Annotated in this window: 21 protein-coding genes; 17 read left to right on the forward strand and 4 right to left on the reverse strand. The window is 71.2% G+C overall.

Annotated elements, in window-relative coordinates; translation table 11 throughout:
* The first annotated feature begins 74 nt into the window (after positions 1 to 74).
* Positions 75 to 623 (forward strand): HIT family protein, encoded by a 549-nt coding sequence (locus tag IE308_RS30705; RefSeq protein WP_190220402.1) that lies wholly within the window; start codon positions 75 to 77, stop codon positions 621 to 623.
* 132 nt (positions 624 to 755) lie between these two features.
* Here the strand turns inward: IE308_RS30705 and IE308_RS30710 are convergent, their stop codons facing one another.
* Together IE308_RS30710 and IE308_RS30715 are read right to left on the reverse strand one after the other, a co-directional pair.
* Positions 756 to 2417 (reverse strand): AbeC-like domain-containing protein, encoded by a 1662-nt coding sequence (locus IE308_RS30710; RefSeq protein WP_190220403.1) that lies wholly within the window; start codon positions 2415 to 2417, stop codon positions 756 to 758.
* Positions 2418 to 2619: 202 nt separating this feature from the next.
* Positions 2620 to 4818, reverse strand: a complete 2199-nt coding sequence (locus IE308_RS30715) for an elongation factor G-like protein EF-G2 (protein ID WP_190220404.1) — start codon at positions 4816 to 4818, stop codon at positions 2620 to 2622.
* A gap of 242 nt (positions 4819 to 5060) precedes the next feature.
* Between IE308_RS30715 and pgsA the strand changes: the two genes are divergently transcribed.
* The 15 genes from pgsA (at position 5061) to relA (ending at position 20523) form a co-directional block, all read left to right on the forward strand.
* Positions 5061 to 5828 (forward strand): phosphatidylinositol phosphate synthase, encoded by a 768-nt coding sequence (gene pgsA, locus IE308_RS30720; RefSeq protein ID WP_190220503.1) that lies wholly within the window; start codon positions 5061 to 5063, stop codon positions 5826 to 5828.
* A complete protein-coding gene (locus IE308_RS30725) occupies positions 5825 to 6775 on the forward strand; it encodes a phosphatidylinositol mannoside acyltransferase (protein WP_190220405.1) in 951 nt (316 codons plus the stop codon). The genes pgsA and IE308_RS30725 overlap by 4 nt, the downstream gene beginning before the upstream one ends.
* The gene (locus tag IE308_RS30730) at positions 6772 to 7959 is read left to right on the forward strand and encodes a glycosyltransferase family 4 protein (RefSeq protein WP_190220406.1); all 1188 of its coding nucleotides are present in this window, start codon (positions 6772 to 6774) and stop codon (positions 7957 to 7959) included. The genes IE308_RS30725 and IE308_RS30730 overlap by 4 nt, the downstream gene beginning before the upstream one ends.
* A gap of 157 nt (positions 7960 to 8116) precedes the next feature.
* On the forward strand, positions 8117 to 8659 hold the full coding sequence (locus IE308_RS30735) for a LemA family protein (protein ID WP_110626930.1): 543 nt from the start codon (positions 8117 to 8119) through the stop codon (positions 8657 to 8659).
* A gap of 196 nt (positions 8660 to 8855) precedes the next feature.
* On the forward strand, positions 8856 to 9704 hold the full coding sequence (pdxS, locus tag IE308_RS30740; RefSeq protein WP_229816044.1) for a pyridoxal 5'-phosphate synthase lyase subunit PdxS: 849 nt from the start codon (positions 8856 to 8858) through the stop codon (positions 9702 to 9704).
* 13 nt (positions 9705 to 9717) lie between these two features.
* Complete coding sequence (gene pdxT, locus IE308_RS30745) at positions 9718 to 10320, forward strand: pyridoxal 5'-phosphate synthase glutaminase subunit PdxT (RefSeq protein WP_110626928.1); 603 nt, start codon at positions 9718 to 9720, stop codon at positions 10318 to 10320.
* A 64-nt stretch (positions 10321 to 10384) separates the two neighbouring features.
* Positions 10385 to 11137, forward strand: a complete 753-nt coding sequence (locus IE308_RS30750) for a YebC/PmpR family DNA-binding transcriptional regulator (RefSeq protein ID WP_190220407.1) — start codon at positions 10385 to 10387, stop codon at positions 11135 to 11137.
* A gap of 162 nt (positions 11138 to 11299) precedes the next feature.
* Entirely contained in the window at positions 11300 to 11839 is a 540-nt protein-coding gene (gene ruvC, locus IE308_RS30755; RefSeq protein WP_110626926.1) for a crossover junction endodeoxyribonuclease RuvC, read from the forward strand.
* Positions 11836 to 12441 carry a Holliday junction branch migration protein RuvA gene (gene ruvA, locus IE308_RS30760; protein WP_190220408.1) on the forward strand — a complete coding sequence of 202 codons (606 nt, stop codon included), beginning with the start codon at positions 11836 to 11838 and terminating at the stop codon, positions 12439 to 12441. The genes ruvC and ruvA overlap by 4 nt, the downstream gene beginning before the upstream one ends.
* Positions 12442 to 12491: 50 nt before the next feature.
* Positions 12492 to 13565, forward strand: a complete 1074-nt coding sequence (ruvB, locus tag IE308_RS30765; RefSeq protein WP_110626924.1) for a Holliday junction branch migration DNA helicase RuvB — start codon at positions 12492 to 12494, stop codon at positions 13563 to 13565.
* A gap of 176 nt (positions 13566 to 13741) precedes the next feature.
* On the forward strand, positions 13742 to 14245 hold the full coding sequence (yajC, locus tag IE308_RS30770) for a preprotein translocase subunit YajC (protein WP_268256498.1): 504 nt from the start codon (positions 13742 to 13744) through the stop codon (positions 14243 to 14245).
* Positions 14246 to 14376: 131 nt separating this feature from the next.
* Positions 14377 to 16164, forward strand: coding sequence for a protein translocase subunit SecD (gene secD, locus IE308_RS30775; protein ID WP_190220409.1), 1788 nt, complete (start codon positions 14377 to 14379; stop codon positions 16162 to 16164).
* A gap of 1 nt (position 16165) precedes the next feature.
* Positions 16166 to 17272, forward strand: a complete 1107-nt coding sequence (secF, locus tag IE308_RS30780) for a protein translocase subunit SecF (RefSeq protein ID WP_110626922.1) — start codon at positions 16166 to 16168, stop codon at positions 17270 to 17272.
* On the forward strand, positions 17269 to 17817 hold the full coding sequence (locus IE308_RS30785; protein WP_190220410.1) for an adenine phosphoribosyltransferase: 549 nt from the start codon (positions 17269 to 17271) through the stop codon (positions 17815 to 17817). The genes secF and IE308_RS30785 overlap by 4 nt, the downstream gene beginning before the upstream one ends.
* Positions 17818 to 17991: 174 nt before the next feature.
* Positions 17992 to 20523 carry a GTP pyrophosphokinase gene (gene relA / locus IE308_RS30790; protein WP_110626920.1) on the forward strand — a complete coding sequence of 844 codons (2532 nt, stop codon included), beginning with the start codon at positions 17992 to 17994 and terminating at the stop codon, positions 20521 to 20523.
* 63 nt (positions 20524 to 20586) lie between these two features.
* Here relA and IE308_RS30795 read toward each other — a convergent pair whose 3' ends face one another.
* Together IE308_RS30795 and IE308_RS30800 are read right to left on the reverse strand one after the other, a co-directional pair.
* Positions 20587 to 21816: a DUF349 domain-containing protein gene (locus tag IE308_RS30795; RefSeq protein WP_190220411.1), complete on the reverse strand. Its 1230-nt coding sequence runs from the start codon at positions 21814 to 21816 to the stop codon at positions 20587 to 20589.
* A gap of 166 nt (positions 21817 to 21982) precedes the next feature.
* Positions 21983 to 22813, reverse strand: coding sequence for a peptidylprolyl isomerase (locus IE308_RS30800; RefSeq protein WP_110626918.1), 831 nt, complete (start codon positions 22811 to 22813; stop codon positions 21983 to 21985).
* Between the two features lie 179 nt (positions 22814 to 22992).
* Between IE308_RS30800 and IE308_RS30805 the strand changes: the two genes are divergently transcribed.
* The gene (locus tag IE308_RS30805; RefSeq protein ID WP_110626917.1) at positions 22993 to 23700 is read left to right on the forward strand and encodes an MBL fold metallo-hydrolase; all 708 of its coding nucleotides are present in this window, start codon (positions 22993 to 22995) and stop codon (positions 23698 to 23700) included.
* The last annotated feature ends 7 nt before the right edge of the window (positions 23701 to 23707 follow it).

Raw genomic sequence — 23707 nt, forward strand, 5'->3', positions numbered from 1 at the left:
AAAGGGCCCCCGGTGGACGTCGTCCCACCGGGGGCCTTGCTCTTTCCCTCACCCGGACGCCATATGCTGCACGCATGACGAGTGAGCCGGAGCAGCAGATCGGAGTGGGGACGCAGGACGCGTTCCAGCGCCTGTGGACGCCCCACCGGATGGCCTACATCCAGGGAGAGAACAAGCCGAGCGGCCCGGGCGCCGACGACGGCTGTCCCTTCTGCTCCATCCCGGCCAAGTCCGACGAGGACGGCCTGATCGTCCGCCGGGGCGAGCAGGTGTACGCGGTGCTGAACCTGTACCCGTACAACGGCGGCCATCTGATGACCGTCCCCTACCGGCACGTCGCCGACTACACCGACCTCACCGACGCCGAGACCGCCGAGCTGGCCGCCCTGACCAAGCAGGCCATGACCGCCCTGCGCACCGCCTCGGGCGCCCACGGCTTCAACATCGGCATGAACCAGGGCTCGGTCGCGGGCGCCGGCATCGCCGCCCACCTCCACCAGCACATCGTCCCCCGCTGGGGCGGCGACACCAACTTCATGCCGGTGGTCGGCCACACCAAGGTGCTGCCCCAGCTGCTGGCCGACACCCGCAAGATGCTGGCGGAGGCCTGGCCGGCGGCCTGATCGCAGCCGAGGCGGGACGAATCAGCCCGTCCGGCGCTTGAGGACGAGGCCGTTCAGGCCGAATGGGGGTCTGGGGGCGCAGCCCCCACGGACGGCCACCAGACCCACCCACGCGGCTCGACCGCCGGAGGCCTACGCGTCGTACAGGTCGGCCTTCCTCGGTGACGGATCCTGCACCGCCGTGCTGAGGAACGCCGACCGCGCGCCGAACTTCTCCGTGTCGACGCCGTTCTCCCGCAACACCTTGATCGCCGCCGCGTGCACCACCCGCAGCACCGGCGTCGCCGCCCGCAGCGCGTCGTCGGCCATGAACCGGTGCCGCCACGGCTGGTCCGCCCACGCGTGCCGCAGGCCGAACGGCTCGGGCAGGGCGATGCTCCCGCCCAGCCAGTTCAGCAGCGGCGGATACCAGGTCAGCGGCGCCCGCACGGCGAGCCGCACCACCTCGTTGGTGGTGACCAGCGGCAGCTTCACCGTCCGCGTCTCCCACGGCTTGAACGACTTGGTCACCTCCTTCGTGGGCGCCTCCGGCTTGGTGGTGAACAGGGAGTTGACCGGGCCCAGCGCATGCCCGGTGACCTCGATCCGCAGCGTCTCGTGCAGCACCGTCACCGTGATCAGCATGGTGATGACCAGCTGGCCGTCCCACAGCGTCCACTGCACCCCGAGGTAGTGCCGGTCGCCCGCGCCGAACTGCTGTTTGTTGCAGATCTCCTGTATCGCGTGCGACTTGACCTGGTACGCCTCCACGTCCGTGCCCTCGGGCCGGGCGACCGCCGTGGCGTTCTCGCCGATCGGCGTGACGATCCAGTGCCGTATGGACGGGGTGGGGAAACCGCCGGTGTTCAGCGGGCCGCGCTCCAGCATGCGCAGCTGGTCGTGGATCGCGCGTATGACGTCCCAGCTGCGGAAGGGGTGGATCTCGCGGCCGGCGTCGGCCGGCACCAGGTCCTCGGCGAGCTGCCAGGAACCCCAGCGGGTGCCCATGCCGAGGATGCCCTTGGGGCCGGCGTAGAAGACGGAGTTCGACTGCTGCTCGGCGCTGAGCTTGGCCAGCGACTGGCGCAGCGTCTCGGCGGCGGTCTCGCGCGGGCTGGTCGGCACCGCCTCGGGGACCTTGGCGCCGACGCTGCTGCCGGACAGCAGGCTGTCCCACCGCTCGCGCAGGTCCACGGCGGTGCTCTCGCAGACCCGCCGCGCCCAGAACCAGCCGAGGACTGGCATCACCACCGACGCGCGCGCATACCACGCCCAGAAACCCGTGAACGGCATCTTGACCAGGAAGAGCACGGCGAGGATGCCGACACCCGCGAGCAGCGCGGTGGCCAGGGCGGAGGCCCGCCGGTTGGTGACCTTGTCGATGGCCAGCCGGATCTGGAAGACCAGCAGCCAGACCAGGAACCCCGGCAGGAACAGCAGCCCGCACACCACGATGATCGCGCTGAGGCGGTTGTCGCGCTCCCGGCGGATGTTGTTGGCGGCCAGGCAGTGCTCGACGACCATCTGCGGTTCGGTGCCGAAGGACTGGATGAGCGGCTTGCGGCCGCTGCCCAGCATGCGGTCCACCACCGCGCGGGAGAAGGCCTCGCCCAGATTGGGCCGGAACACCGTGGCCCAGGAGCGGCCGTCCTTGACGGTCGTCTGGTGCCATTCGTTGTCGGCCTTCTTGATCTCCTCCATCGGGCTGTCCCGGTAGGCCGCCGAGGCCAGCGCGAAGGTCGCCGTCTGACCTCCGTCACCGGTGCGCGGCACCTGTGGTCCGAAGACGTCCGCGTAACCGCTGTCCACGGTCACTCTCCCACCCCCCGACGTTCGCCGCACTGTCGCTCCTGCGGCCTTCCCGACTTCCGTCCTGCGCACACCTGTTGATCAGGTCATCAGCGTATCCGCAGGTACTGACAGCCCGTCGGCGGACGACCCAAGTCGCCCGCCGACACGGTGGGACAACGGCGGAAACCGGCCCCGGCGGACGCCACTTGAGTGCGCCGGGCGCCGACTACGAGGCCTGGCGCGCCTCTTCGCGCAGCCGCTCGGCGATCTGCGGCGGCATCGGCTCGTGCCGCGCGTACCGGCGGCTGAACCGCGCGGTGCCGTGCGACAGGGACCGCAGGTCGACGGAGTACCGGCCGATCTCGATCTCCGGCACCTCGGCGCGTACGAGCGTGCGCCCGCCGGCCGTCTGCTCGGTGCCCAGCACCCGGCCGCGCCGCCCGGACAGGTCGCTCATCACGGCGCCCACGTAGTCGTCGCCGACGAGCACGCTCACCTCGGCGACGGGCTCCAGCAGATGGATCCTCGCGTCGGCCGCGGCCTCCCGCAGCGCCAGCGCCCCGGCCGTCTGGAAGGCCGCGTCGGAGGAGTCCACCGAGTGCGCCTTGCCGTCCAGCAGCGTGACCCGCACGTCGATCAGCGGATGGCCCGCGGCGACGCCCTTGGCGGCCTGCGCCCGCACGCCCTTCTCCACCGACGGGATGAACTGCCGCGGCACCGCCCCGCCGACGACCTTGTCGACGAACTCGATGCCCGAGCCGTTCGGCAGCGGCTCCACCTCGATCTCGCAGATCGCGTACTGGCCGTGCCCGCCGGACTGCTTCACGTGCCGTCCGCGGCCCGCCGACTTCGTCGCGAACGTCTCCCGCAGGGAGACCTTGTGCGGGACGACGTCGACCTGGACGCCGTAGCGCGTGCGCAGCCGTTCCAGCGCGACGTCCGCGTGCGCCTCGCCCAGGCACCACAGCACCACCTGGTGGGTGTCCTGGTTCTGCTCCAGGCGCATGGTGGGGTCCTCGGCGACCAGCCGGGCCAGGCCCTGGGAGAGCTTGTCCTCGTCGGCCTTGCTGTGCGCCTGGATGGCGAGCGGCAGCAGCGGGTCGGGCATCTCCCACGGCTCCATCAGCAGCGGGTCGTTCTTCGCCGACAGGGTGTCCCCGGTCTCCGCGCGGGCGAGCTTCGCCACGCACACCAGGTCGCCGGCGACGGCGTGGGTCACCGGCCGCTGCGTCTTGCCGAAGGGCGTCGACAGGGCGCCGACCTTCTCGTCGACGTCGTGGTCCTCGTGCCCGCGGTCGGTCAGGCCGTGCCCGGAGACGTGCACGGTCTGGTCGGGGCGCAGCGTCCCGGAGAACACGCGGACCAGGGAGATCCGGCCGACGTACGGGTCGGAGGCGGTCTTGACGACCTCGGCCACCAGCGGGCCCTCGGTGTCGCACGCCTTCAGCTCGCGCGGCTTGCCGTCGATGGTCGTGACCGCGGGCGTGGGGTGCTCGAACGGGGTCGGGAAACCGCGGGTGATCAGCTCCAGCAGCTCGACCGTGCCGATGCCCTGCCGGGCGCCCTCGGCGGCCGGCGCGGCGGCCAGCACCGGGAAGAAGGTGCCCCGGGCCACGGCCCGCTCCAGGTCCTCGATGAGGGTCTTCAGCTCGACCTGCTCACCGCCGAGGTAGCGGTCCATGAGGGTCTCGTCCTCGCTCTCGGCGATGATCCCCTCGATGAGCCGGTTGCGGGCGTCCTCGATGTCCGGCAGCTGGTCCTCGCCGGGCTCGGACTCCTTGCGCTCGCCGGTGGAGTAGTCGAACAGCTTCTGCGTGAGCAGGCCGATCAGACCGGTCACGGGCGCGTGCCCGTCGGGCCCCTGCGGGCCGTGCAGCGGCAGGTACAGCGGCAGGACGGCGTCGGGGTCGTCACCGCCGAAGGCCTCGGCGCAGATCCGGGTCATCTCCTCGAAGTCCGCGCGGGCGGCCTCCAGGTGCGTCACCACGATCGCGCGGGGCATGCCGACGGCCGCGCACTCGTCCCACACCATGCGGGTCGAGCCGTCCACCCCGTCGGAGGCCGAGACGACGAAAAGGGCCGCGTCCGCCGCTCGCAGACCGGCCCGCAGTTCTCCGACGAAGTCGGCGTATCCGGGGGTGTCCAGCAGGTTGATCTTGATGCCGTCCCATTCGACGGGCACCAGGGAGAGCTGTACCGAGCGCTGCTGACGGTGCTCGATGTCGTCGTAGTCGGAGACGGTGCCGCCGTCCTCCACGCGGCCCGCCCGGTTCACCGCTCCCGCGGTCAGCGCGAGAGCCTCCACCAACGTCGTCTTGCCCGATCCGGAGTGGCCGACCAGCACCACATTCCGAATGGACTGGGGGTGGTCGGCCGCCGTTGCCCTGCCGGCGGCTCCGGGGTGGGTGTGTGCCTTGTCGCCCATGATCCTGCCTCCCGTGCACGGTGAGGTCACTGGTGGGCGCGGACACGCGGGACCGCGTGCTGGGCGGCCTCGGCGACGCCCGCGTTCTTCGAGCTTTCCACTCCCGTCACGGTGCGTCCATACGACGGACGGGAAGGCGGCGGGCACGGGAAGGAGCAGCCGGTGCGGGGCGCGGGCCGTGCGCCGGATCCGGCCGGCCGCGGCGGGTGCCCGTCCGCCGTCGGCACGCGCGCGTGGCTACGATGGGCCAGCCGGTGGCCAGCAGGGGCCGCGCGGCCACACCGACCCTCGGGAAGGCCATGCTGAACAAGTACGCGCGTGCTTTCTTCACGCGTGTTCTCACACCGTTCGCCGCGTTTCTCATCCGCCGCGGAGTGAGCCCCGACACGGTCACGCTCATCGGCACGGCCGGCGTGATCGCGGGCGCGCTGGTCTTCTACCCCCGGGGCGAGTTCTTCTGGGGCACGGTCGTGATCACGCTGTTCGTCTTCTCCGACCTGGTCGACGGCAACATGGCCCGCCAGCTGGGCCGCTCCAGCCGCTGGGGCGCCTTCCTGGACTCCACGCTGGACCGCGTCGCCGACGGAGCGATCTTCGGCGGCTTCGCCCTGTGGTACGCCGGGGGCGGCGACGACAACGTCCTGTGCGCGGTGTCCATCTTCTGCCTGGCCAGCGGCCAGGTGGTGTCGTACACCAAGGCCCGCGGCGAGTCGATCGGGCTGCCGGTCGCCGTCAACGGCCTCGTGGAGCGCGCCGAACGCCTGGTGATCTCCCTCGTCGCGGCCGGTTTCGCCGGCCTGCACAAGTTCGGCGTCCCCGGCATCCAGTACCTGCTGCCCGTCGCCCTGTGGATCGTCGCGGTCGGCAGCCTGGTCACCCTGATCCAGCGGGTGGTCACGGTCCGCCGCGAGTCCGCCGAGGCGGAGGCCGCCGCGGCCGCCCAGGAGCAGGGATCCGGGCAGCAGGACTCCCAGGAGCAGGGATCCCAGGGGAGGGAGACCGCGAAGTGAGCGCCCAGGAGCGGCTGACCGACACGCTGTACGGCCTCGGCTGGGGCACCGTGAAGAAGCTCCCCGAACCGGTCGCCGTGCGCCTCGGCCGCACCATCGCCGACCTCGCCTGGAAGCAGCGCGGCACGGGCGTGCGGCGACTGGAGCGCAACTACGCGCGCGTGGTGCCGGACGCGAGCCCCGAGCGGCTTGCCGAGCTGTCCCGCGCGGGCATGCGCTCGTACCTGCGCTACTGGATGGAGTCCTTCCGGCTGCCGGCCTGGAGCGCCGAGCGGATCAAGGGCGGCTTCGACCCCAAGGACGTGCACCACCTAGTCGACGGCATGGCCGCGGGCAACGGCGTCATACTCGCCCTTCCGCACCTGGCCAACTGGGACCTCGCCGGCGCCTGGGTCACCACCAAGCTCGGCATCCCGTTCACCACGGTCGCCGAGCGCCTGAAGCCCGAGACGCTCTACGACCGTTTCGTCGCCTACCGCGAGGGCCTCGGCATGGAGGTCCTGCCGCACAGCGGCGGCTCCGCCTTCGGCACCCTGGCCCGGCGGCTGCGCGACGGCGGTCTGGTCTGCCTGGTCGCCGACCGCGACCTGTCCGCCTCCGGCGTGGAGGTGGAGTTCTTCGGCGAGAGGGCCCGGATGCCCGCGGGCCCGGCGCTGCTCGCCCAGCAGACCGGCGCCCTGCTGCTGCCCGTCACGCTCTGGTACGACGACTCCCCGGTCATGCAGGGCCGCGTCCACCCGCCCGTCGAGGTGCCCGAGTCAGGTACGCGCGCGGAGAAGACGTCTGTCATGACACAGGCGCTGGCCGACGCCTTCGCCACGGGGATCGCCGAGCATCCGGAGGACTGGCACATGCTGCAGCGGCTGTGGACCGCGGACCTCGATCCGGCCAAGGCGCCCGGCGCGGGACCCGCCCGTGCGGCGGGACCGGAGGGGTCGGCCTCGTGAGGATCGGCATCGTCTGCCCGTACTCCTGGGACGTCCCCGGCGGCGTCCAGTTCCACATCCGCGACCTCGCCGAGTACTTCATCCGGCTCGGCCACGAGGTGTCCGTGCTCGCGCCCGCCGACGACGACACGCCCCTGCCGCCGTACGTCGTCTCGGCCGGCCGCGCGGTGCCGGTGCCGTACAACGGCTCCGTGGCCCGGCTGAACTTCGGCTTCCTCAGCGCCGCCCGGGTCCGCCGCTGGCTGCACGACGGCGCCTTCGACGTCGTCCACATCCACGAGCCGACCTCGCCGTCGCTGGGCCTGCTGACCTGCTGGGCGGCGCGCGGGCCGATGGTCGCCACCTTCCACACCTCCAACCCGCGCTCCAAGGCGATGATCGCCGCGTACTCGATCCTCCAGGCCGCCCTGGAGAAGATCAGCGCCCGGATCGCGGTCAGCGAGTACGCCCGCCGCACCCTGGTCGAGCACCTCGGCGGCGACGCGGTCGTCATCCCCAACGGCGTCGACGTCGACTTCTTCGCCAAGGCAGAGCCCAGACCCGAGTGGCAGGGCGACACCATCGGCTTCATCGGCCGCATCGACGAGCCCCGCAAGGGACTGCCGGTGCTCATGAAGGCCCTGCCGAAGATCCTCGCCGCCCGGCCGCAGACCCGGCTGCTGGTCGCGGGCCGCGGCGACGAGAAGGAGGCCGTGGCGAGCCTCCCCGCCGAGCTGCGCTCCCGCGTGGAGTTCCTCGGCATGATCAGCGACGAGGACAAGGCCCGCTTCCTGCGCAGCCTCGACCTGTACATCGCGCCCAACACCGGCGGCGAGAGCTTCGGCATCATCCTCGTCGAGGCCATGTCCGCGGGCGCACCGGTGCTCGCCTCGGACCTCGACGCCTTCGCCCAGGTGCTGGACGGGGGAGCGGCGGGCGAACTGTTCGCCAACGAGGACGCCGACGCGCTCGCCGAGGCGGCCGTACGGCTCCTTCAGGACCCGGCCCGCCGCGCCGAGCTGTGCGAACGCGGCAGCACGCACGTACGCCGCTTCGATTGGTCGACCGTCGGCGCGGACATCCTCTCCGTCTACGAGACGGTCACGGCGGGCTCGGCGGCGGTCGCCGCGGAGGACACGCCGGACAGCGACGGCTACGGCTGGGGGAGCGGCCTGCGGGCACGGCTGGGGCTGGCGCGGGACTGAGGCGGCGGCGCGCGCTCTGAGGGCGAAGGCAAGGGCGAGGGCGCGTGGTGCGGTGCGGGGCGCGTGGTGCGGTGCGGGAGGTGGCCGCACGAGCGCGTCGTACCCCGACCCGGTGGGGGTCCGGGCCCCGGCCGGCCGGCGCGTAATCTAGCCGCCCGTGACCGCAACCCTGATCTGGATCCTCGTCGCCCTCGTCGCGATCGGCCTGTACCTGAGCTGGACCGCGGGCCGGCTCGACCGGCTGCACGCCCGGATCGACGCCGCCCGGGCCGCGCTCGACGCCCAGCTGCTGCGCCGCGCCTCCGTCGCCCAGGAACTGGCCACCTCCGGCGTCCTCGACCCGGCCGCGTCGATCGTCCTGTACGAGGCCGCGCACGCCGCCCGGCAGGCCGAGGAGGAGCAGCGCGAGGTCGCCGAGAGCGAGCTGAGCCAGGCCCTGCGCGCGGTGTTCGCCGAGCGGGAGCAGGTGGAGGCGGTGCGCGCGGCGCCCGGCGGCGAGGAGGCGGCCCGGGAGCTGACCGAGGCGGTGCGCCGCGTGCCGATGGCCCGCCGCTTCCACAACGACGCCGTCGGCGCGGCCCGCCGGCTGCGGGAACACCGTAAGGTCCGCTGGTTCCGGCTGGCCGGGCACGCGCCCTTCCCGATGGCCTTCGAGATGGACGACGAGCCACCGGCGGCGCTGGCCGACCGCGCGTCCTGACGACGGCCTCCGCATGCCTTCCGACCGGCGCGGGCGCGAAAAGGATCCACCGGCTTGCCATTGGCCCTTGCTGTGGCCTGGTCCACTCGCGTTTCCTCGGGAGTGCAGAGAACCCTCTTCCCTTCAGTGAGGTCAACCCGTGTCCAGCACCGACAACCAGGCTCCCGAGACCGGCACCGCGCGCGTGAAGCGCGGCATGGCGGAGCAGCTCAAGGGCGGCGTGATCATGGACGTCGTCACGCCGGAGCAGGCGAAGATCGCGGAGGACGCGGGCGCCGTCGCCGTCATGGCCCTGGAGCGGGTCCCGGCCGACATCCGCAAGGACGGCGGCGTGGCCCGTATGTCCGACCCGGACATGATCGAGGGCATCATCGACGCGGTGTCGATCCCGGTCATGGCCAAGTCCCGCATCGGCCACTTCGTCGAGGCCCAGGTGCTGCAGTCCCTCGGCGTCGACTACATCGACGAGTCCGAGGTCCTCACCCCGGCCGACGAGGTCAACCACTCCGACAAGTGGGCCTTCACAACCCCCTTCGTCTGCGGCGCCACCAACCTGGGCGAGGCCCTGCGCCGTATCGCCGAGGGCGCCGCGATGATCCGCTCCAAGGGCGAGGCCGGCACCGGCAACGTCGTCGAGGCCGTCCGCCACCTGCGCCAGATCAAGAACGAGATCGCCAAGCTGCGCGGCTTCGACAACCACGAGCTGTACGCCGCCGCCAAGGAGCTGCGCGCCCCGTACGAGCTGGTCAAGGAGGTCGCCGAGCTGGGCAAGCTCCCCGTGGTGCTGTTCTCCGCCGGTGGCGTGGCCACCCCGGCCGACGCCGCCCTGATGCGCCAGCTCGGCGCCGAGGGCGTCTTCGTCGGCTCCGGCATCTTCAAGTCCGGCGACCCGGCCAAGCGCGCCGCCGCCATCGTGAAGGCCACCACCTTCTACGACGACCCGAAGATCATCGCGGACGCGTCCCGCAACCTCGGCGAGGCCATGGTCGGCATCAACTGCGACACCCTGCCCGAGACCGAGCGCTACGCCAACCGCGGCTGGTAAGGCACCGGATCCCATGAGCAACACCCCCGTCATTGGCGTCCTGGCCCTCCAGGGCGACGTACGGGAGCACCTCATCGCCCTGGCCGCGGCCGACGCCGTGGCCAGGCCGGTGCGGCGCCCCGAAGAGCTGGCGGAGGTCGACGGCCTCGTCCTCCCCGGCGGTGAGTCCACCACCATCTCCAAGCTGGCCGTCCTCTTCGGGCTGATGGAGCCGCTGCGCACGCGCGTGCGTGCGGGCATGCCCGTCTACGGCACCTGCGCCGGCATGATCATGCTCGCCGACAAGATCCTCGACCCGCGCTCGGGCCAGGAGACCATCGGCGGCATCGACATGATCGTGCGCCGCAACGCCTTCGGCCGGCAGAACGAGTCCTTCGAGGCCGCCGTCGACGTCAAGGGCGTCCCGGGCGAACCCGTGGAGGGCGTCTTCATCCGCGCTCCCTGGGTGGAGTCCGTCGGCGCCGGTGCCGAGGTGCTCGCCGAGCACGAGGGGCACATCGTCGCGGTCCGCCAGGGCAACGCGCTGGCCACGTCGTTCCACCCCGAACTGACCGGCGACCACCGGGTGCACTCCCTGTTCGTCGACATGGTCCGGGCGCACCGGACGCCGGAGTAAGGCGGAGTCCTTGTAGGATTCCTGGCGTTCGTACAGAGATGGGTTACGCGAAGGAGACAGGCAGATGTCCGGCCACTCTAAATGGGCCACGACGAAGCACAAGAAGGCCGTCATCGACGCCAAGCGCGGCAAGCTCTTCGCGAAGCTGATCAAGAACATCGAGGTCGCGGCGCGCATGGGCGGCTCCGACCCCGAGGGCAACCCGACGCTGTACGACGCCATCCAGAAGGCCAAGAAGTCGTCGGTCCCGAACAAGAACATCGAGTCCGCGGTCAAGCGCGGCGCCGGCCTGGAGGCCGGTGGCGCCGACTACGAGACGATCATGTACGAGGGCTACGGGCCGAACGGCGTCGCGGTGCTCATCGAGTGCCTCACCGACAACCGCAACCGCGCCGCCTCCGAGGTCCGCGTCGCCATGACCCGCAACGGCGGCTCCATGGCCGACCCGGGCTCGGTGTCGTACCTGTTCAACCGCAAGGGCGTGGTGATCGTCCCCAAGGGCGAGCTGACCGAGGACGACGTGCTCGGCGCCGTCCTGGACGCCGGTGCCGAGGAGGTCAACGACCTCGGTGAGACCTTCGAGGTCATCAGCGAGCCGACCGACCTCGTCGCGGTCCGCACCGCGCTGCAGGAGGCGGGCATCGACTACGAGTCCGCCGACGCCAACTTCGTCCCGACCATGCAGGTCGAGCTGGACGAGGAGGGCGCCAAGAAGATCTTCAAGCTGATCGACGCGCTCGAGGACAGCGACGACGTGCAGAACGTCTTCGCCAACTTCGACGTCAGCGACGAGATCATGGAGAAGGTCGACGCGTAGCGCGCACGGCTTGCCGACGGGCCGACGGGACACACCCCGTCGGCCCGTCGCTTTGTCGGTGCCACCCGATGTCAGTGCCACCCGATAGCCTGCACGAACAGACGATCGGCAGTGGTCGGCAGTGGTCGCAGTGATCGGCGAGGGATCCTAGGGAGGGGCGCGGTGCGCGTACTGGGGGTGGACCCCGGACTGACCCGGTGCGGGGTCGGCGTGGTCGAGGGAGTCGCGGGCCGCCCGCTCACCATGATCGGCGTCGGCGTCGTACGCACCCCCGCGGACGCCGAGCTCAGCCACCGGCTCCTCGCCGTCGAGCAGGGCATCGAGGAATGGCTGGACGAGCACCGTCCGGAATTCGTCGCCGTGGAGCGCGTCTTCAGCCAGCACAACGTGCGCACGGTCATGGGCACCGCCCAGGCCAGCGCCGTCGCCATGCTGTGCGCGGCCCGGCGCGGGATCCCGGTCGCGCTGCACACCCCCAGCGAGGTCAAGGCCGCCGTCACCGGCAGCGGCCGTGCCGACAAGGCGCAGGTCGGAGCCATGGTGACCCGGCTGCTCCGGCTCGCCGCCCCGCCCAAGCCGGCCGACGCCGCCGACGCGCTCGCCCTCGCCATCTGCCACATCTGGCGCGCCCCCGCGCAGAACCGGCTCCAGCAGGCCGTCGCCCGCCACACCGCCCACGCAACGAAAGGCCGTACGGCATGATCGCCTTCGTCAGCGGCACGGTCGCCGCGCTCGCCCCCGACGCCGCGGTGGTGGAGGTCGGCGGCGTCGGCATGGCCGTGCAGTGCACGCCGAACACGCTGTCCACGCTCCGCCTGGGCCGGCCCGCGAAGCTGCACACCTCCCTGGTGGTCCGCGAGGACTCCCTCACCCTGTACGGCTTCGCGGACGACGACGAACGCCAGGTCTTCGAGCTGCTCCAGACGGCGAGCGGGGTCGGCCCGCGCCTCGCCCAGGCCATGCTCGCCGTGCACACCCCGGACGCCCTGCGCCGCGCCGTCGCCACCGGTGACGAGAAGGCGCTCACCGCCGTCCCCGGCATCGGCAAGAAGGGCGCCCAGAAGCTGCTGCTGGAGCTGAAGGACCGGCTCGGCGCGCCGGTCGGCAGCCCCGCCGTCGGCGCCCCCGTCAGCCAGGGCTGGCGCGACCAGCTGCACGCCGCCCTGATCGGCCTCGGGTACGCCACCCGCGAGGCCGACGAGGCGGTCGCCGCCGTGGCCCCGCAGGCCGAGGCGGCGGATGGCACCCCCCAGGTCGGCCAGCTCCTGAAGGCCGCCCTGCAGACCCTCAACCGCGCCCGCTGACCGCCCCGGGACCACCAGCCCGCCGATCCCGACAGCCGAAGGCACATCACATGAACTGGGACGACACGACCGACACCGCCGGTAGCCCGGAGCGGCTCGTCGGGGCGTCCGCCGATCGGGAGGACCAGGCCGTCGAGGCGGCCCTGCGCCCCAAGGACCTGGGCGAGTTCATCGGCCAGGAGAAGGTCCGCGAGCAGCTCGACCTCGTGCTGCGCGCCGCACGCGCCCGCGGCGCCACCGCCGATCACGTGCTGCTCTCGGGCGCGCCGGGCCTCGGCAAGACCACCCTCTCGATGATCATCGCGGCCGAGATGGGCGCCCCCATCCGCATCACCTCGGGCCCCGCCATCCAGCACGCCGGCGACCTCGCCGCGATCCTGTCCTCCCTCCAGGAGGGCGAGGTCCTCTTCCTCGACGAGATCCACCGCATGTCGCGGCCCGCCGAGGAGATGCTGTACATGGCGATGGAGGACTTCCGCGTCGACGTCATCGTCGGCAAGGGGCCCGGCGCCACCGCCATCCCCCTGGAACTCCCCCCGTTCACCCTGGTCGGCGCCACCACCCGGGCCGGCCTGCTGCCGCCCCCGCTGCGCGACCGCTTCGGCTTCACGGCGCACATGGAGTTCTACGAACCGGCCGAACTGCAGCGCGTCATCCACCGCTCCGCGGGCCTGCTCGACGTCGAGATCGAGCCGGACGGCGCCGCCGAGATCGCCGGCCGCTCCCGCGGCACGCCCCGCATCGCCAACCGCCTGCTGCGCCGCGTCCGCGACTACGCGCAGGTCAAGGCGGACGGCCTGATCACCCGAGAGATCGCCGCCGCGGCCCTCGCGGTGTACGAGGTGGACGCCCGTGGCCTGGACCGCCTGGACCGGGCCGTGCTGGAGGCCCTGCTGAAGCTGTTCGGCGGCGGCCCCGTCGGCCTGTCCACGCTCGCCGTCGCGGTGGGGGAGGAGCGCGAGACCGTCGAGGAGGTCGCCGAACCCTTCCTCGTCCGCGAGGGCCTGCTCGCCCGCACGCCCCGCGGACGCGTCGCCACCCCGGCCGCGTGGGCGCACCTCGGCCTCACCCCGCCGGGCTCGCAAGCTGCGGGAAACGGACAACAGGACCTGTTCGGGGCGTGACGTCTTTGTGACGGCGCGGGCATTGGCCGGGTCAGGAACCCAGGTGCCATGCTGAGCGTTGTTCCTTGCGCGCGGACTCGCTTAGACTCCGCCGATGCCGCCCGTGCGGGCGGCGCCGACCACCCCCATCCACCAGGCCGCTCACCGTCGCGGTCGTGCGAAGGAAAATTCGTCCCGTGAATAGCCTCGTGACCCTTCTCCCGTTCATCGTGCTCATCGGGGCCATGTTCCTGATGACCCGCTCGGCCAAGCGCAAGCAGCAGCAGGCCGCGAGCATGCGGAACCAGCTGCAGCCCGGCTCCGGCGTCCGCACCATCGGGGGCATGTACGCGACGGTCAAGGAGGTCAACGAGGACACGGTCCTCCTCGACGCCGGCCCCGGCGTGGAGCTCCTCTTCGCCAAGAACGCGATCGGCGCCGTCCTCACCGACGACGAGTACAACCGCATCGTCCACGGCATCGAGCACGACCTGAAGTCCGACGCCGACGTCGTCCCGGACGACGCCTCCTCCCTCACCGAGACCGACGAGCCCGCCGACGCTGCCGCCGCCTCCGACGCCCCGTCCGTCGACCTCGGCAAGAAGGACGAGGCCGAGGAGCCGTCCGAGGACGCCGAGGCCGTCAAGGCCGACGCGGACGAAGAGCCGAAGAAGACCGACGGCGGCTCCGACGCGAAGTAGTCACGTGCCGCGGAGCGCGGGCCCGGCCCGCACTCCACGCGACGTGTGCTTCTCGCAGGGGGTCCCGAACCATGTCATGGCCGCCGCCGCGCCCACCCGGCGCGGGACGGCCCGAGAGGGAGTACGAGAAGGTGGCAGCACCTAAAAAGGGCCGGAGCGCGAGCGCCCAGAGCAAGCCCTGGCGCTCGCTGGCCCTGATCCTGATCGCCATCGCGGCGCTCACCGGAGGAATGTTCTGGTCGGGGAACACCACCCCGCGCCTCGGCATCGACCTCGCAGGCGGAACCAGCATCACGCTGCGGGCGGTCCCCGAGGACGGCCAGGACGACGCGATCAACCCGACCAACATGAACACCGCGGTCGACATCATGAACCGCCGTGTCAACGGTCTCGGTGTCTCGGAGGCCGAGGTCCAGACCCAGGGCGATCGCAACATCATCGTCAACATCCCCAAGGGCACCAACTCCAAGGAAGCCCGGGAGCAGGTCGGCACCACCGCCAAGCTGTACTTCCGTCCGGTCATCGCCACCGAGGTCTCCGGCCCGGGCACCGCCAGCCCGAGCCCCAGCGCCTCCGGCTCCGGCTCGCCCTCCCCCTCGGCCTCGGCGACCGGCAAGGGCGGCGACAAGGACAAGGCGACCTCGTCCTCCACCGCCCCGTCGGCGACCGCCACCTCCCAGGGCCGCGCCGTCACCGACGCGCTCAAGGCCGACCCCACCCCGAGCGGCTCCGCCTCCGCCAGCCCGAAGGCCTCCGCCTCCCCGTCGGCGAGCGCCAGCGCGCCCGCCGGCACGGCCGACGCCAAGGTCCAGGCCCAGTACGCCACGCTGAACTGCGCCGACGAGAAGGCCCGCAGCACGGCCGGCAAGGGCGCCAAGCCCACCGACACCACGGTGGCCTGCGGCCAGAACTCCAGCGGCCTGTGGCAGAAGTACATCCTCGGCCCGGCCGAGGTGGACGGCACCGACGTGAAGAAGGCGCAGGCCGTCTTCAACACGCAGAACGCCTCCGGCTGGACCGTCACCATGGAGTTCACCGGCAAGGGCTCCAAGAAGTTCGCCGACATCACCGGCAAGCTGGCCCAGCAGCAGTCCCCGCAGAACCAGTTCGCGATCGTCCTGGACGGCGAGGTCGTCTCCGACCCGTACGTCAACCAGGCGCTCACCGGCGGCAGCGCGGAGATCTCCGGCAACTTCGACCAGAAGGAAGCCCAGAGCCTCGCCAACATGCTGTCGTACGGCGCCCTGCCGCTGACCTTCAAGGAGGACAGCGTCACCACGGTGACCGCGGCCCTCGGCGGTGACCAGCTGCACGCCGGTCTCATCGCCGGCGCCATCGGCCTCGCCCTGGTCGTGATCTACCTGCTGCTCTACTACCGCGGCCTGTCGTTCATCGCCGTCGCCTCGCTGCTGGTCTCCGCGGCGCTGACGTACGTGATCATGTCGCTGCTCGGCCCGGCCATCGGCTTCGCGCTGAACCTGCCGGCCGTCTGCGGTGCCATCGTCGCCATCGGTATCACCGCCGACTCCTTCATCGTGTACTTCGAGCGCATCCGGGACGAGATCCGTGAGGGCCGCACGCTGCGCCCGGCCGTCGAGCGGGCCTGGCCGCGCGCCCGGCGCACCATCCTGGTCTCCGACTTCGTGTCGTTCCTCGCCGCCGCGGTGCTGTTCATCGTCACGGTGGGCAAGGTGCAGGGCTTCGCGTTCACGCTCGGCCTGACCACCCTGCTCGACGTGGTGGTCGTCTTCCTGTTCACCAAGCCGCTGATGACGATCATGGCGCGCAGGAAGTTCTTCGCGGACGGCCACCCCTGGTCCGGCCTGGACCCGAAGCGACTGGGCGCCAAGCCCCCGCTGCGCAGCACGCGCCGTCGCCCCGCTCCGCCCGCTGGCCCCGTCGACCCGAAGGAGGCGTGAGATGTCGAAGCTCGGCAACCTCGGCGCCCGACTCCACCGTGGCGAGGTCGGCTACGACTTCGTCGGCAACCGCAAGATCTGGTACGGCATCTCGATCCTGATCACCATCACGGCCATCCTCGGCCTGGCGGTGCGCGGCCTGAACATGGGCATCGAGTTCCAGGGCGGTGCCGTCTTCACCACCCCGAAGCACACCGCCGCCTCGGTCTCCCAGGCCGAGTCGTACGCGGAGGACGCCTCCGGTCACGACGCGATCGTCCAGAAGCTCGGTGACGGCACCCTGCGCATCCAGGTCGCCGGCATCGACACGGACAAGGCCGACCAGATCAAGGAGAAGCTCGCCGGCGACCTGAAGGTCGACGCCGAGAAGATCAACGCCGAACTGGTCGGCCCCAGCTGGGGCGAGCAGATCGCCAACAAGGCCTGGCAGGGCCTGGCGATCTTCATGATCCTGGTCGTGGTCTACCTGGCGATCGCCTTCGAGTGGCGCATGGCGCTCGCCGCGCTCGTCGCACTGATCCACGACATCACCATCACCACCGGTATCTACGCCCTCGTCGGCTTCGAGGTCACGCCCGGCACGGTGATCGGTCTGCTGACCATCCTTGGTTACTCGCTCTACGACACGGTCGTCGTCTTCGACAGCCTCAAGGAGCAGACGAAGGACATCACCAAGCAGACCAGGTGGACCTACAGCGACGTCGCCAACCGGTCGATCAACAGCACCCTGGTCCGCTCGATCAACACCACGGTGGTCGCGCTGCTGCCGGTCGCGGGCCTGCTGTTCATCGGCGGCGGCGTGCTCGGCGCGGGCATGCTCAACGACATCTCGCTGTCGCTGTTCGTCGGCCTCGCGGCCGGTGCCTACTCCTCGATCTTCATCGCCACCCCGCTCGTCGCCGACCTCAAGGAACGCGAGCCGGCCATGAAGGCCCTGCGCAAGCGCGTCCTGGCCAAGCGCGCCCAGGCCGCCGCCGAGGAGGAGCTGCCCGCGGGCGGCCGTACGGCGGACGAGGCGGAGGACGCCACCCCCGCGGTGGTCGGACCCCGCAACCAGCCCGCCTCCCGCGGCCGGGGCCGCGGCCGACCCTCGGGGAAGCGCCGATGACCGAGCTGGCGAACCTCGAGGAGCTGCTGCTCAGCCGGATCCGTGACGTGGCGGACTACCCGGAGCCGGGCGTGATGTTCAAGGACATCACCCCGCTCCTGGCGGACCCGGCGGCGTTCACCGCGCTGACCGACGCCTTCGCGGGGATCGCCGAGCGTACCGGCGCCACCAAGGTCGTCGGCCTGGAGGCCCGGGGCTTCATCCTCGGCGCGCCGGTCGCCGTCCGCGCCGGCCTCGGCTTCATCCCGGTCCGCAAGGCGGGCAAGCTCCCCGGCGCCACCCTCAGCCAGGCCTACGACCTGGAGTACGGCTCGGCGGAGATCGAGGTGCACGCGGAGGACCTGTCGGCTGACGACCGCGTCCTGATCGTCGACGACGTGCTCGCCACCGGCGGCACGGCCGAGGCGTCGATCCAGCTCATCCACCGCGCGGGTGCCGAGGTCGCCGGTGTCGCCGTCCTGATGGAGCTGAGCTTCCTCGACGGCCGCGCCCGGCTGGAGGCGGCCCTGCGCGGAGCCCCGCTGGAGTCGCTGCTCACCGTCTGACAGGCGTCGTACACGCACAGGGGCGGGTGTCCGGAGGAATCCGGTGCCCGCCCCTTGCGTTACCCGGGTAGACCGCCCTCACAGTGGCCTGAAGGCGATCCTGGAGCCCAGGATCGCTACGATGGGGTTTCCGGAGCCTGACCGGGGGACCCGGATCGCGCACGAGGAGTCCTCTTGCCAGACGAGGCCCAGCACCTGACCGCCGCCAAGCCCGAGTCCGCCTCGGCCGCGGCGGCGAAGCCCGCGCCGAGCGCGCCGCACGCCAAGAACGACACCCGCGGGCCGATCGAGCACGCCCAGTCCGCGCCCGTCGAGCGGCCCGCCGAAGAGGCACGCCCCAAGCCGGCCCCGCCCGAGCGCACCGCCCCCGCGGTCCGCCCCAACGTGGGCCAGCCCGCCCGCAGCGGCTCCTCCAACCGTGTCCGCGCCCGTCTCGCCCGCCTCGGCGTCCAGCGCGCCAACCCCTACAACCCGGTCCTGGAACCTCTGCTGCGCATAGTCCGCAGCAACGACCCCAAGATCGAGACGTCGGTGCTCCGCCAGATCGAGCGCGCCTACCAGGTCGCCGAGCGCTGGCACCGCGGCCAGAAGCGCAAGAGCGGCGACCCGTACATCACCCACCCCCTCGCGGTGACCACCATCCTCGCCGAGCTGGGCATGGATCCGGCCACCCTGATGGCGGGCCTGCTGCACGACACGGTCGAGGACACCGAGTACGGCCTGGAGGACCTGCGCCGCGACTTCGGCGACGTGGTCGCCCTGCTCGTCGACGGCGTCACCAAGCTCGACAAGGTCAAGTTCGGTGAGGCCGCGCAGGCCGAGACCGTCCGCAAGATGGTCGTGGCGATGGCGAAGGACCCGCGCGTCCTGGTCATCAAGCTCGCCGACCGCCTGCACAACATGCGCACCATGCGCTACCTCAAGCGCGAGAAGCAGGAGAAGAAGGCGCGCGAGACCCTGGAGATCTACGCGCCGCTCGCCCACCGCCTGGGCATGAACACCATCAAGTGGGAGCTGGAGGACCTCGCCTTCGCGATCCTCTACCCCAAGATGTACGACGAGATCGTCCGCCTGGTGGCCGAGCGGGCACCGAAGCGTGACGAGTACCTGGCCAAGGTGATCGACGAGGTCCAGTCGGACCTGCGCGCCGCCCGGATCCGCGCCACCGTCACCGGCCGCCCCAAGCACTACTACAGCGTCTACCAGAAGATGATCGTCCGCGGCCGTGACTTCGCGGAGATCTACGACCTGGTCGGCATCCGCGTCCTGGTGGACACCGTCCGCGACTGCTACGCCGCGCTGGGCACCGTCCACGCCCGCTGGAACCCCGTTCCCGGGCGGTTCAAGGACTACATCGCGATGCCCAAGTTCAACATGTACCAGTCGCTGCACACGACGGTCATCGGGCCCAGCGGCAAGCCGGTCGAGCTGCAGATCCGCACCTTCGACATGCACCGCCGCGCCGAGTACGGCATCGCCGCGCACTGGAAGTACAAGCAGGACGCCGTCGCCGGCGCCTCCAAGGTCCGCACCGACGCCCCCAAGTCCTCCGGCAAGGACAAGGACGCCATCAACGACATGGCGTGGCTCAGGCAGCTGCTGGACTGGCAGAAGGAGACCGAGGACCCCAGCGAGTTCCTGGAGTCGCTGCGCTTCGACCTCTCCCGCAACGAGGTCTTCGTCTTCACCCCCAAGGGCGACGTCATCGCGCTGCCCGCCGGTGCCACCCCGGTGGACTTCGCGTACGCCGTCCACACCGAGGTCGGCCACCGCACGATAGGAGCACGGGTCAACGGCAGGCTCGTACCGCTGGAGTCGACCCTCGACAACGGCGACCTGGTGGAGGTCTTCACCTCCAAGGCGGCCGGCGCCGGCCCGTCCCGCGACTGGCTCGGCTTCGTCAAGTCGCCCCGGGCCCGCAACAAGATCCGCGCGTGGTTCTCCAAGGAGCGCCGCGACGAGGCGATCGAGCAGGGCAAGGACGCCATCGTCCGCGCCATGCGCAAGCAGAACCTGCCGATCCAGCGCATCCTGACCGGCGACTCGCTGGTCACGCTCGCGCACGAGATGCGCTACGCGGACATCTCCGCGCTGTACGCGGCGATCGGCGAGGGCCATGTCTCCGCGCAGAACATCGTGCAGAAGCTCGTCCAGGCGCTCGGCGGCGAGGAGGCGGCCACCGAGGAGATCGACGAGGCGGTCCCGCCGACCCGCGGCCGTGGCCGCAAGCGCCGCAGCAGCCAGGACCCCGGCGTCGTCGTCAAGGGCGTCGACGACGTGTGGGTCAAGCTGGCCCGCTGCTGTACGCCCGTCCCCGGCGACCCGATCATCGGCTTCGTCACCCGGGGCAGCGGCGTATCGGTGCACCGCAGCGACTGCGTCAACGTGGAGTCGCTGTCGCGTGAGCCGGAGCGCATCCTCGACGTCGAGTGGGCGCCCACCCAGTCCTCCGTCTTCCTGGTCGCCATCCAGGTCGAGGCGCTGGACCGCTCCCGGCTCCTGTCCGACGTCACGCGCGTCCTGTCCGACCAGCACGTCAACATCCTCTCCGCGGCCGTGCAGACCTCCCGCGACCGCGTCGCCACCTCCCGCTTCACCTTCGAGATGGGCGACCCGAAGCACCTCGGGCACGTCCTGAAGGCCGTACGCGGCGTGGAGGGCGTCTACGACGTGTACCGCGTGACGTCGGCCCGCAGGCCGTCGTAGCCCAGGTAGACGCATGAGAAAGCCCCCGTACACCGTGTACGGGGGCTTCTCCTTGCGCGGGTGTCAGCCGCCGAACTCCTGCAGACCCTTCAGCGCCTGGTCCAGCAGCGCCTGGCGGCCCTCCAGCTCACGCTCCAGCTTCTCGGCCTTCGCCGTGTTGCCCTGGGCGCGTGCCTGCTCGATCTGGCCCCGGAGCTTGTCCACGGCGGCCTGGAGCTGACCGGTCAGACCCTCGGCGCGGGCGCGCGCCTCCGGGTTGGTCCGGCGCCACTCGGCCTCCTCGGCCTCCTGGATCGCCCGCTCCACGGCGTGCATCCGGCCCTCGACCTTCGGCCGGGCGTCCCGCGGCACATGGCCGATGGCCTCCCAGCGCTCGTTGATCGAGCGGAACGCGGCCCGAGCGGCCTTCAGGTCGCCGATCGGCAGGAGCTTCTCGGCCTCCTCGGCCAGCTCCTCCTTCAGCTTCAGGTTCTCCGCCTGCTCGGCGTCGCGCTCGGCGAAGACCGAGCTGCGGGCGGCGAAGAAGACGTCCTGGGCACCGCGGAAGCGGTTCCACAGGTCGTCCTCGTGCTCGCGCTGGGCGCGGCCCGCGGCCTTCCACTCGGCCATCAGCTCGCGGTAGCGCGCCGCCGTCGGACCCCAGTCCGTCGAGTTCGACAGCGCCTCCGCCTCGGCGACCAGCCGCTCCTTGGTCCGGCGGGCCTCCTCGCGCTGCGCGTCCAGCTGCGCGAAGTGCGCCTTGCGGCGCTTGGAGAACGCCGACCGCGCGTGCGAGAAGCGGTGCCACAGCTCGTCGTCGGACTTGCGGTCCAGCCGCGGCAGGCCCTTCCAGGTGTCCACCAAAGCCCGCAGCCGCTCACCGGCCGCCCGCCACTGGTCGGACTGGGCCAGCTCCTCGGCCTCGGCGACCAGCGCCTCCTTGGCGTGGCGCGCCTCGTCCGACTGCTTCGCCCGCTGGGCCTTGCGCTCCTCGCGCCGCTTCTCGACGGTCTCGACGAGCTTGTCCAGCCGGGCCCGCAGCGCGTCCAGATCGCCGACCGCGTGGTGCGCGTCCACCTGCTCGCGCAGATGGCCGATCGCGACCATGGCGTCCTTCGACGACAGGTCCGTGGTCTGCACTCGCTTCTCGAGGAGGCCGATCTCCACAACCAGGCCCTCGTACTTGCGCTCGAAGTAGGCCAGCGCCTCATCGGGAGAGCCGGCCTGCCAGGAACCGACGACCTGCTCGCCGTCGGCCGTACGCACGTACACGGTCCCCGTCTCGTCGACGCGGCCCCACGGGTCGCTGCTCACAGCGCCTCCTCCACATGATGCCTGCGAGGGGCCTCAGCTCCCCCGGGCATCGTCCACAGTTTCGTCACCGCCAACATAGGCGACCAGCGGGTTGCCTGTCCGCATCCAGCGCGACCGAAATTTCGCAGCTGGCCACGGACGACGCCGGGCCGCCCCGGGCACGGCGTCAGGACTTCGTGACCGTCGCCTTGTCGATCACCACGGTCGCGTTCGGCGCGGTGTTGCCGGTGGTCGGATCGGCGGGCGCCGCGCCGGCGGACGCGATCTTCTTCAGCACCGTCATCCCCGCCTTGGAAACCGTACCGAACGGGGTGTAGTTCGGCGGGAGCTGGCTGTCCTGGTAGACGAGGAAGAACTGGCTGCCGCCGGTGTGCGCCTGCCCGGTGTTGGCCATCGCGACCGTGCCCGCCGGGTAGACGTTGCCCTTCAGGCTGGAGTCCTTCAGGTTCTCGTCGGGGATCGTGTAGCCGGGACCGCCGGTGCCGGTGCCCGTCGGGTCGCCGCACTGCAGCACGTAGATGCCGGTGTCGGTGAGCCGGTGGCACTTGGTGTGGTCGAAGTAGCCCTTGCCCGCCAGGAAGTTGAACGAGTTCACCGTGTGCGGGGCGGCCGACGTCTTCAGCGCGATGTCGATCGCACCGCACGTGGTGTCGAGCTTCATCGTGTACTTCGCCGACTTGTCGATGGTCATCGCCGGTTCCTTCTTCCAGGTCTCCGACTTGACCTTGCCCTCGGCCGGCTTCGCGCACGGGTCGGGCACCTTGCTCGTCGCCGACGCGCTCGGGGTGACGTCCGCGCTCGCGTTCTTCTTGCCGTCGTCGCCCTTGAAGGCGTCCGTCGTGTAGAGGCCGACGCCGCCGATCACAACCACGCCGAGCACCGAAGCGATCACGGCGTTGCGCGTCCGCGACTTGCGCCGTGCCTCGGTGCGCCGCTGCTGCTGCCGCAAGAACTTCTCCCGGGCGAGCTGACGCCGCCGCTGCTCCTGGCTGACCACCGGGTTTACTCCTCAATGCGTCTCGTACGTCGACTGGGGCGCTTGCGTCAGTTGAGCCGATCGCCTGCGTGTGCCCCGTACCGTATATGGGTTCGCTGAGGAAACGGCACCGCCGGTAGGCTCTGACAGCAGCTGTAGCCGACCAGAACCACCCCGAACCGACACAACGAAGGACGATCGTGCTCATTGCCGGGTTCCCCGCCGGGGCCTGGGGGACGAACTGTTATCTCGTCGCCCCCGCCGCCGGTGAGGAGTGCGTGATCATCGACCCGGGCCACCAGGCGGCCCCCGGAGTCGAAGAGGCGCTGAAGAAGCATCGGCTCAAGCCCGTCGCCGTCGTCCTCACCCACGGCCACATCGACCACGTGGCCTCGGTCGTCCCCGTCTGCGGCGCCCACGACGTACCGGCCTGGATCCACCCCGACGACCGGTACATGATGAGCGACCCCGAGAAGGCGCTCGGCCGGTCCATCGGCATGCCGCTGATGGGCGAGCTGACCGTGGGGGAGCCGGACGACGTCCGTGAGCTGACCGACGGCGCCGAGCTGGAGCTGGCGGGCCTGCGCTTCTCCGTCGCGCACGCACCGGGCCATACCAAGGGGTCGGTGACCTTCCGGATGCCCGAGACCGCGGACATCCCGCAGGTCTTCTTCTCCGGGGATCTGCTGTTCGCCGGCTCCATCGGACGCACCGACCTGCCGGGGGGCTCCATGGAGGACATGCTCGCGTCGCTGGCCCGTGTGTGCCTGCCGCTCGACGACTCCACCGTGGTGCTGTCCGGCCACGGCCCCCAGACGACCATCGGCCAGGAGCGCGCCACCAACCCCTATCTGCGGCAGGTGGCCGCCGGCCAGGGAGCGGGCGCCGCTCCCCGACGAGGAATGTGACGAGAGA

The sequence above is a fragment of the Streptomyces griseosporeus genome (assembly GCF_014656055.1).
Classification (GTDB): domain Bacteria; phylum Actinomycetota; class Actinomycetes; order Streptomycetales; family Streptomycetaceae; genus Streptomyces; species Streptomyces griseosporeus.

Excerpts from the sequence above, each read along its gene's own strand:
- pdxS (WP_229816044.1), top strand. The coding sequence starts at position 8,856 with ATGGCGGAGCAGCTCAAGGGCGGCGTGATCATGGACGTCGTCACGCCG.
- IE308_RS30785 (WP_190220410.1), top strand. The coding sequence starts at position 17,269 with ATGACCGAGCTGGCGAACCTCGAGGAGCTGCTGCTCAGCCGGATCCGT.
- IE308_RS30750 (WP_190220407.1), top strand. The coding sequence starts at position 10,385 with ATGTCCGGCCACTCTAAATGGGCCACGACGAAGCACAAGAAGGCCGTC.
- IE308_RS30705 (WP_190220402.1), top strand. The coding sequence starts at position 75 with ATGACGAGTGAGCCGGAGCAGCAGATCGGAGTGGGGACGCAGGACGCG.
- secF (WP_110626922.1), top strand. The coding sequence starts at position 16,166 with ATGTCGAAGCTCGGCAACCTCGGCGCCCGACTCCACCGTGGCGAGGTC.
- ruvB (WP_110626924.1), top strand. The coding sequence starts at position 12,492 with ATGAACTGGGACGACACGACCGACACCGCCGGTAGCCCGGAGCGGCTC.
- ruvA (WP_190220408.1), top strand. The coding sequence starts at position 11,836 with ATGATCGCCTTCGTCAGCGGCACGGTCGCCGCGCTCGCCCCCGACGCC.
- IE308_RS30715 (WP_190220404.1), bottom strand. The coding sequence starts at position 4,818 with ATGGGCGACAAGGCACACACCCACCCCGGAGCCGCCGGCAGGGCAACG.
- pgsA (WP_190220503.1), top strand. The coding sequence starts at position 5,061 with ATGGGCCAGCCGGTGGCCAGCAGGGGCCGCGCGGCCACACCGACCCTC.
- pdxT (WP_110626928.1), top strand. The coding sequence starts at position 9,718 with ATGAGCAACACCCCCGTCATTGGCGTCCTGGCCCTCCAGGGCGACGTA.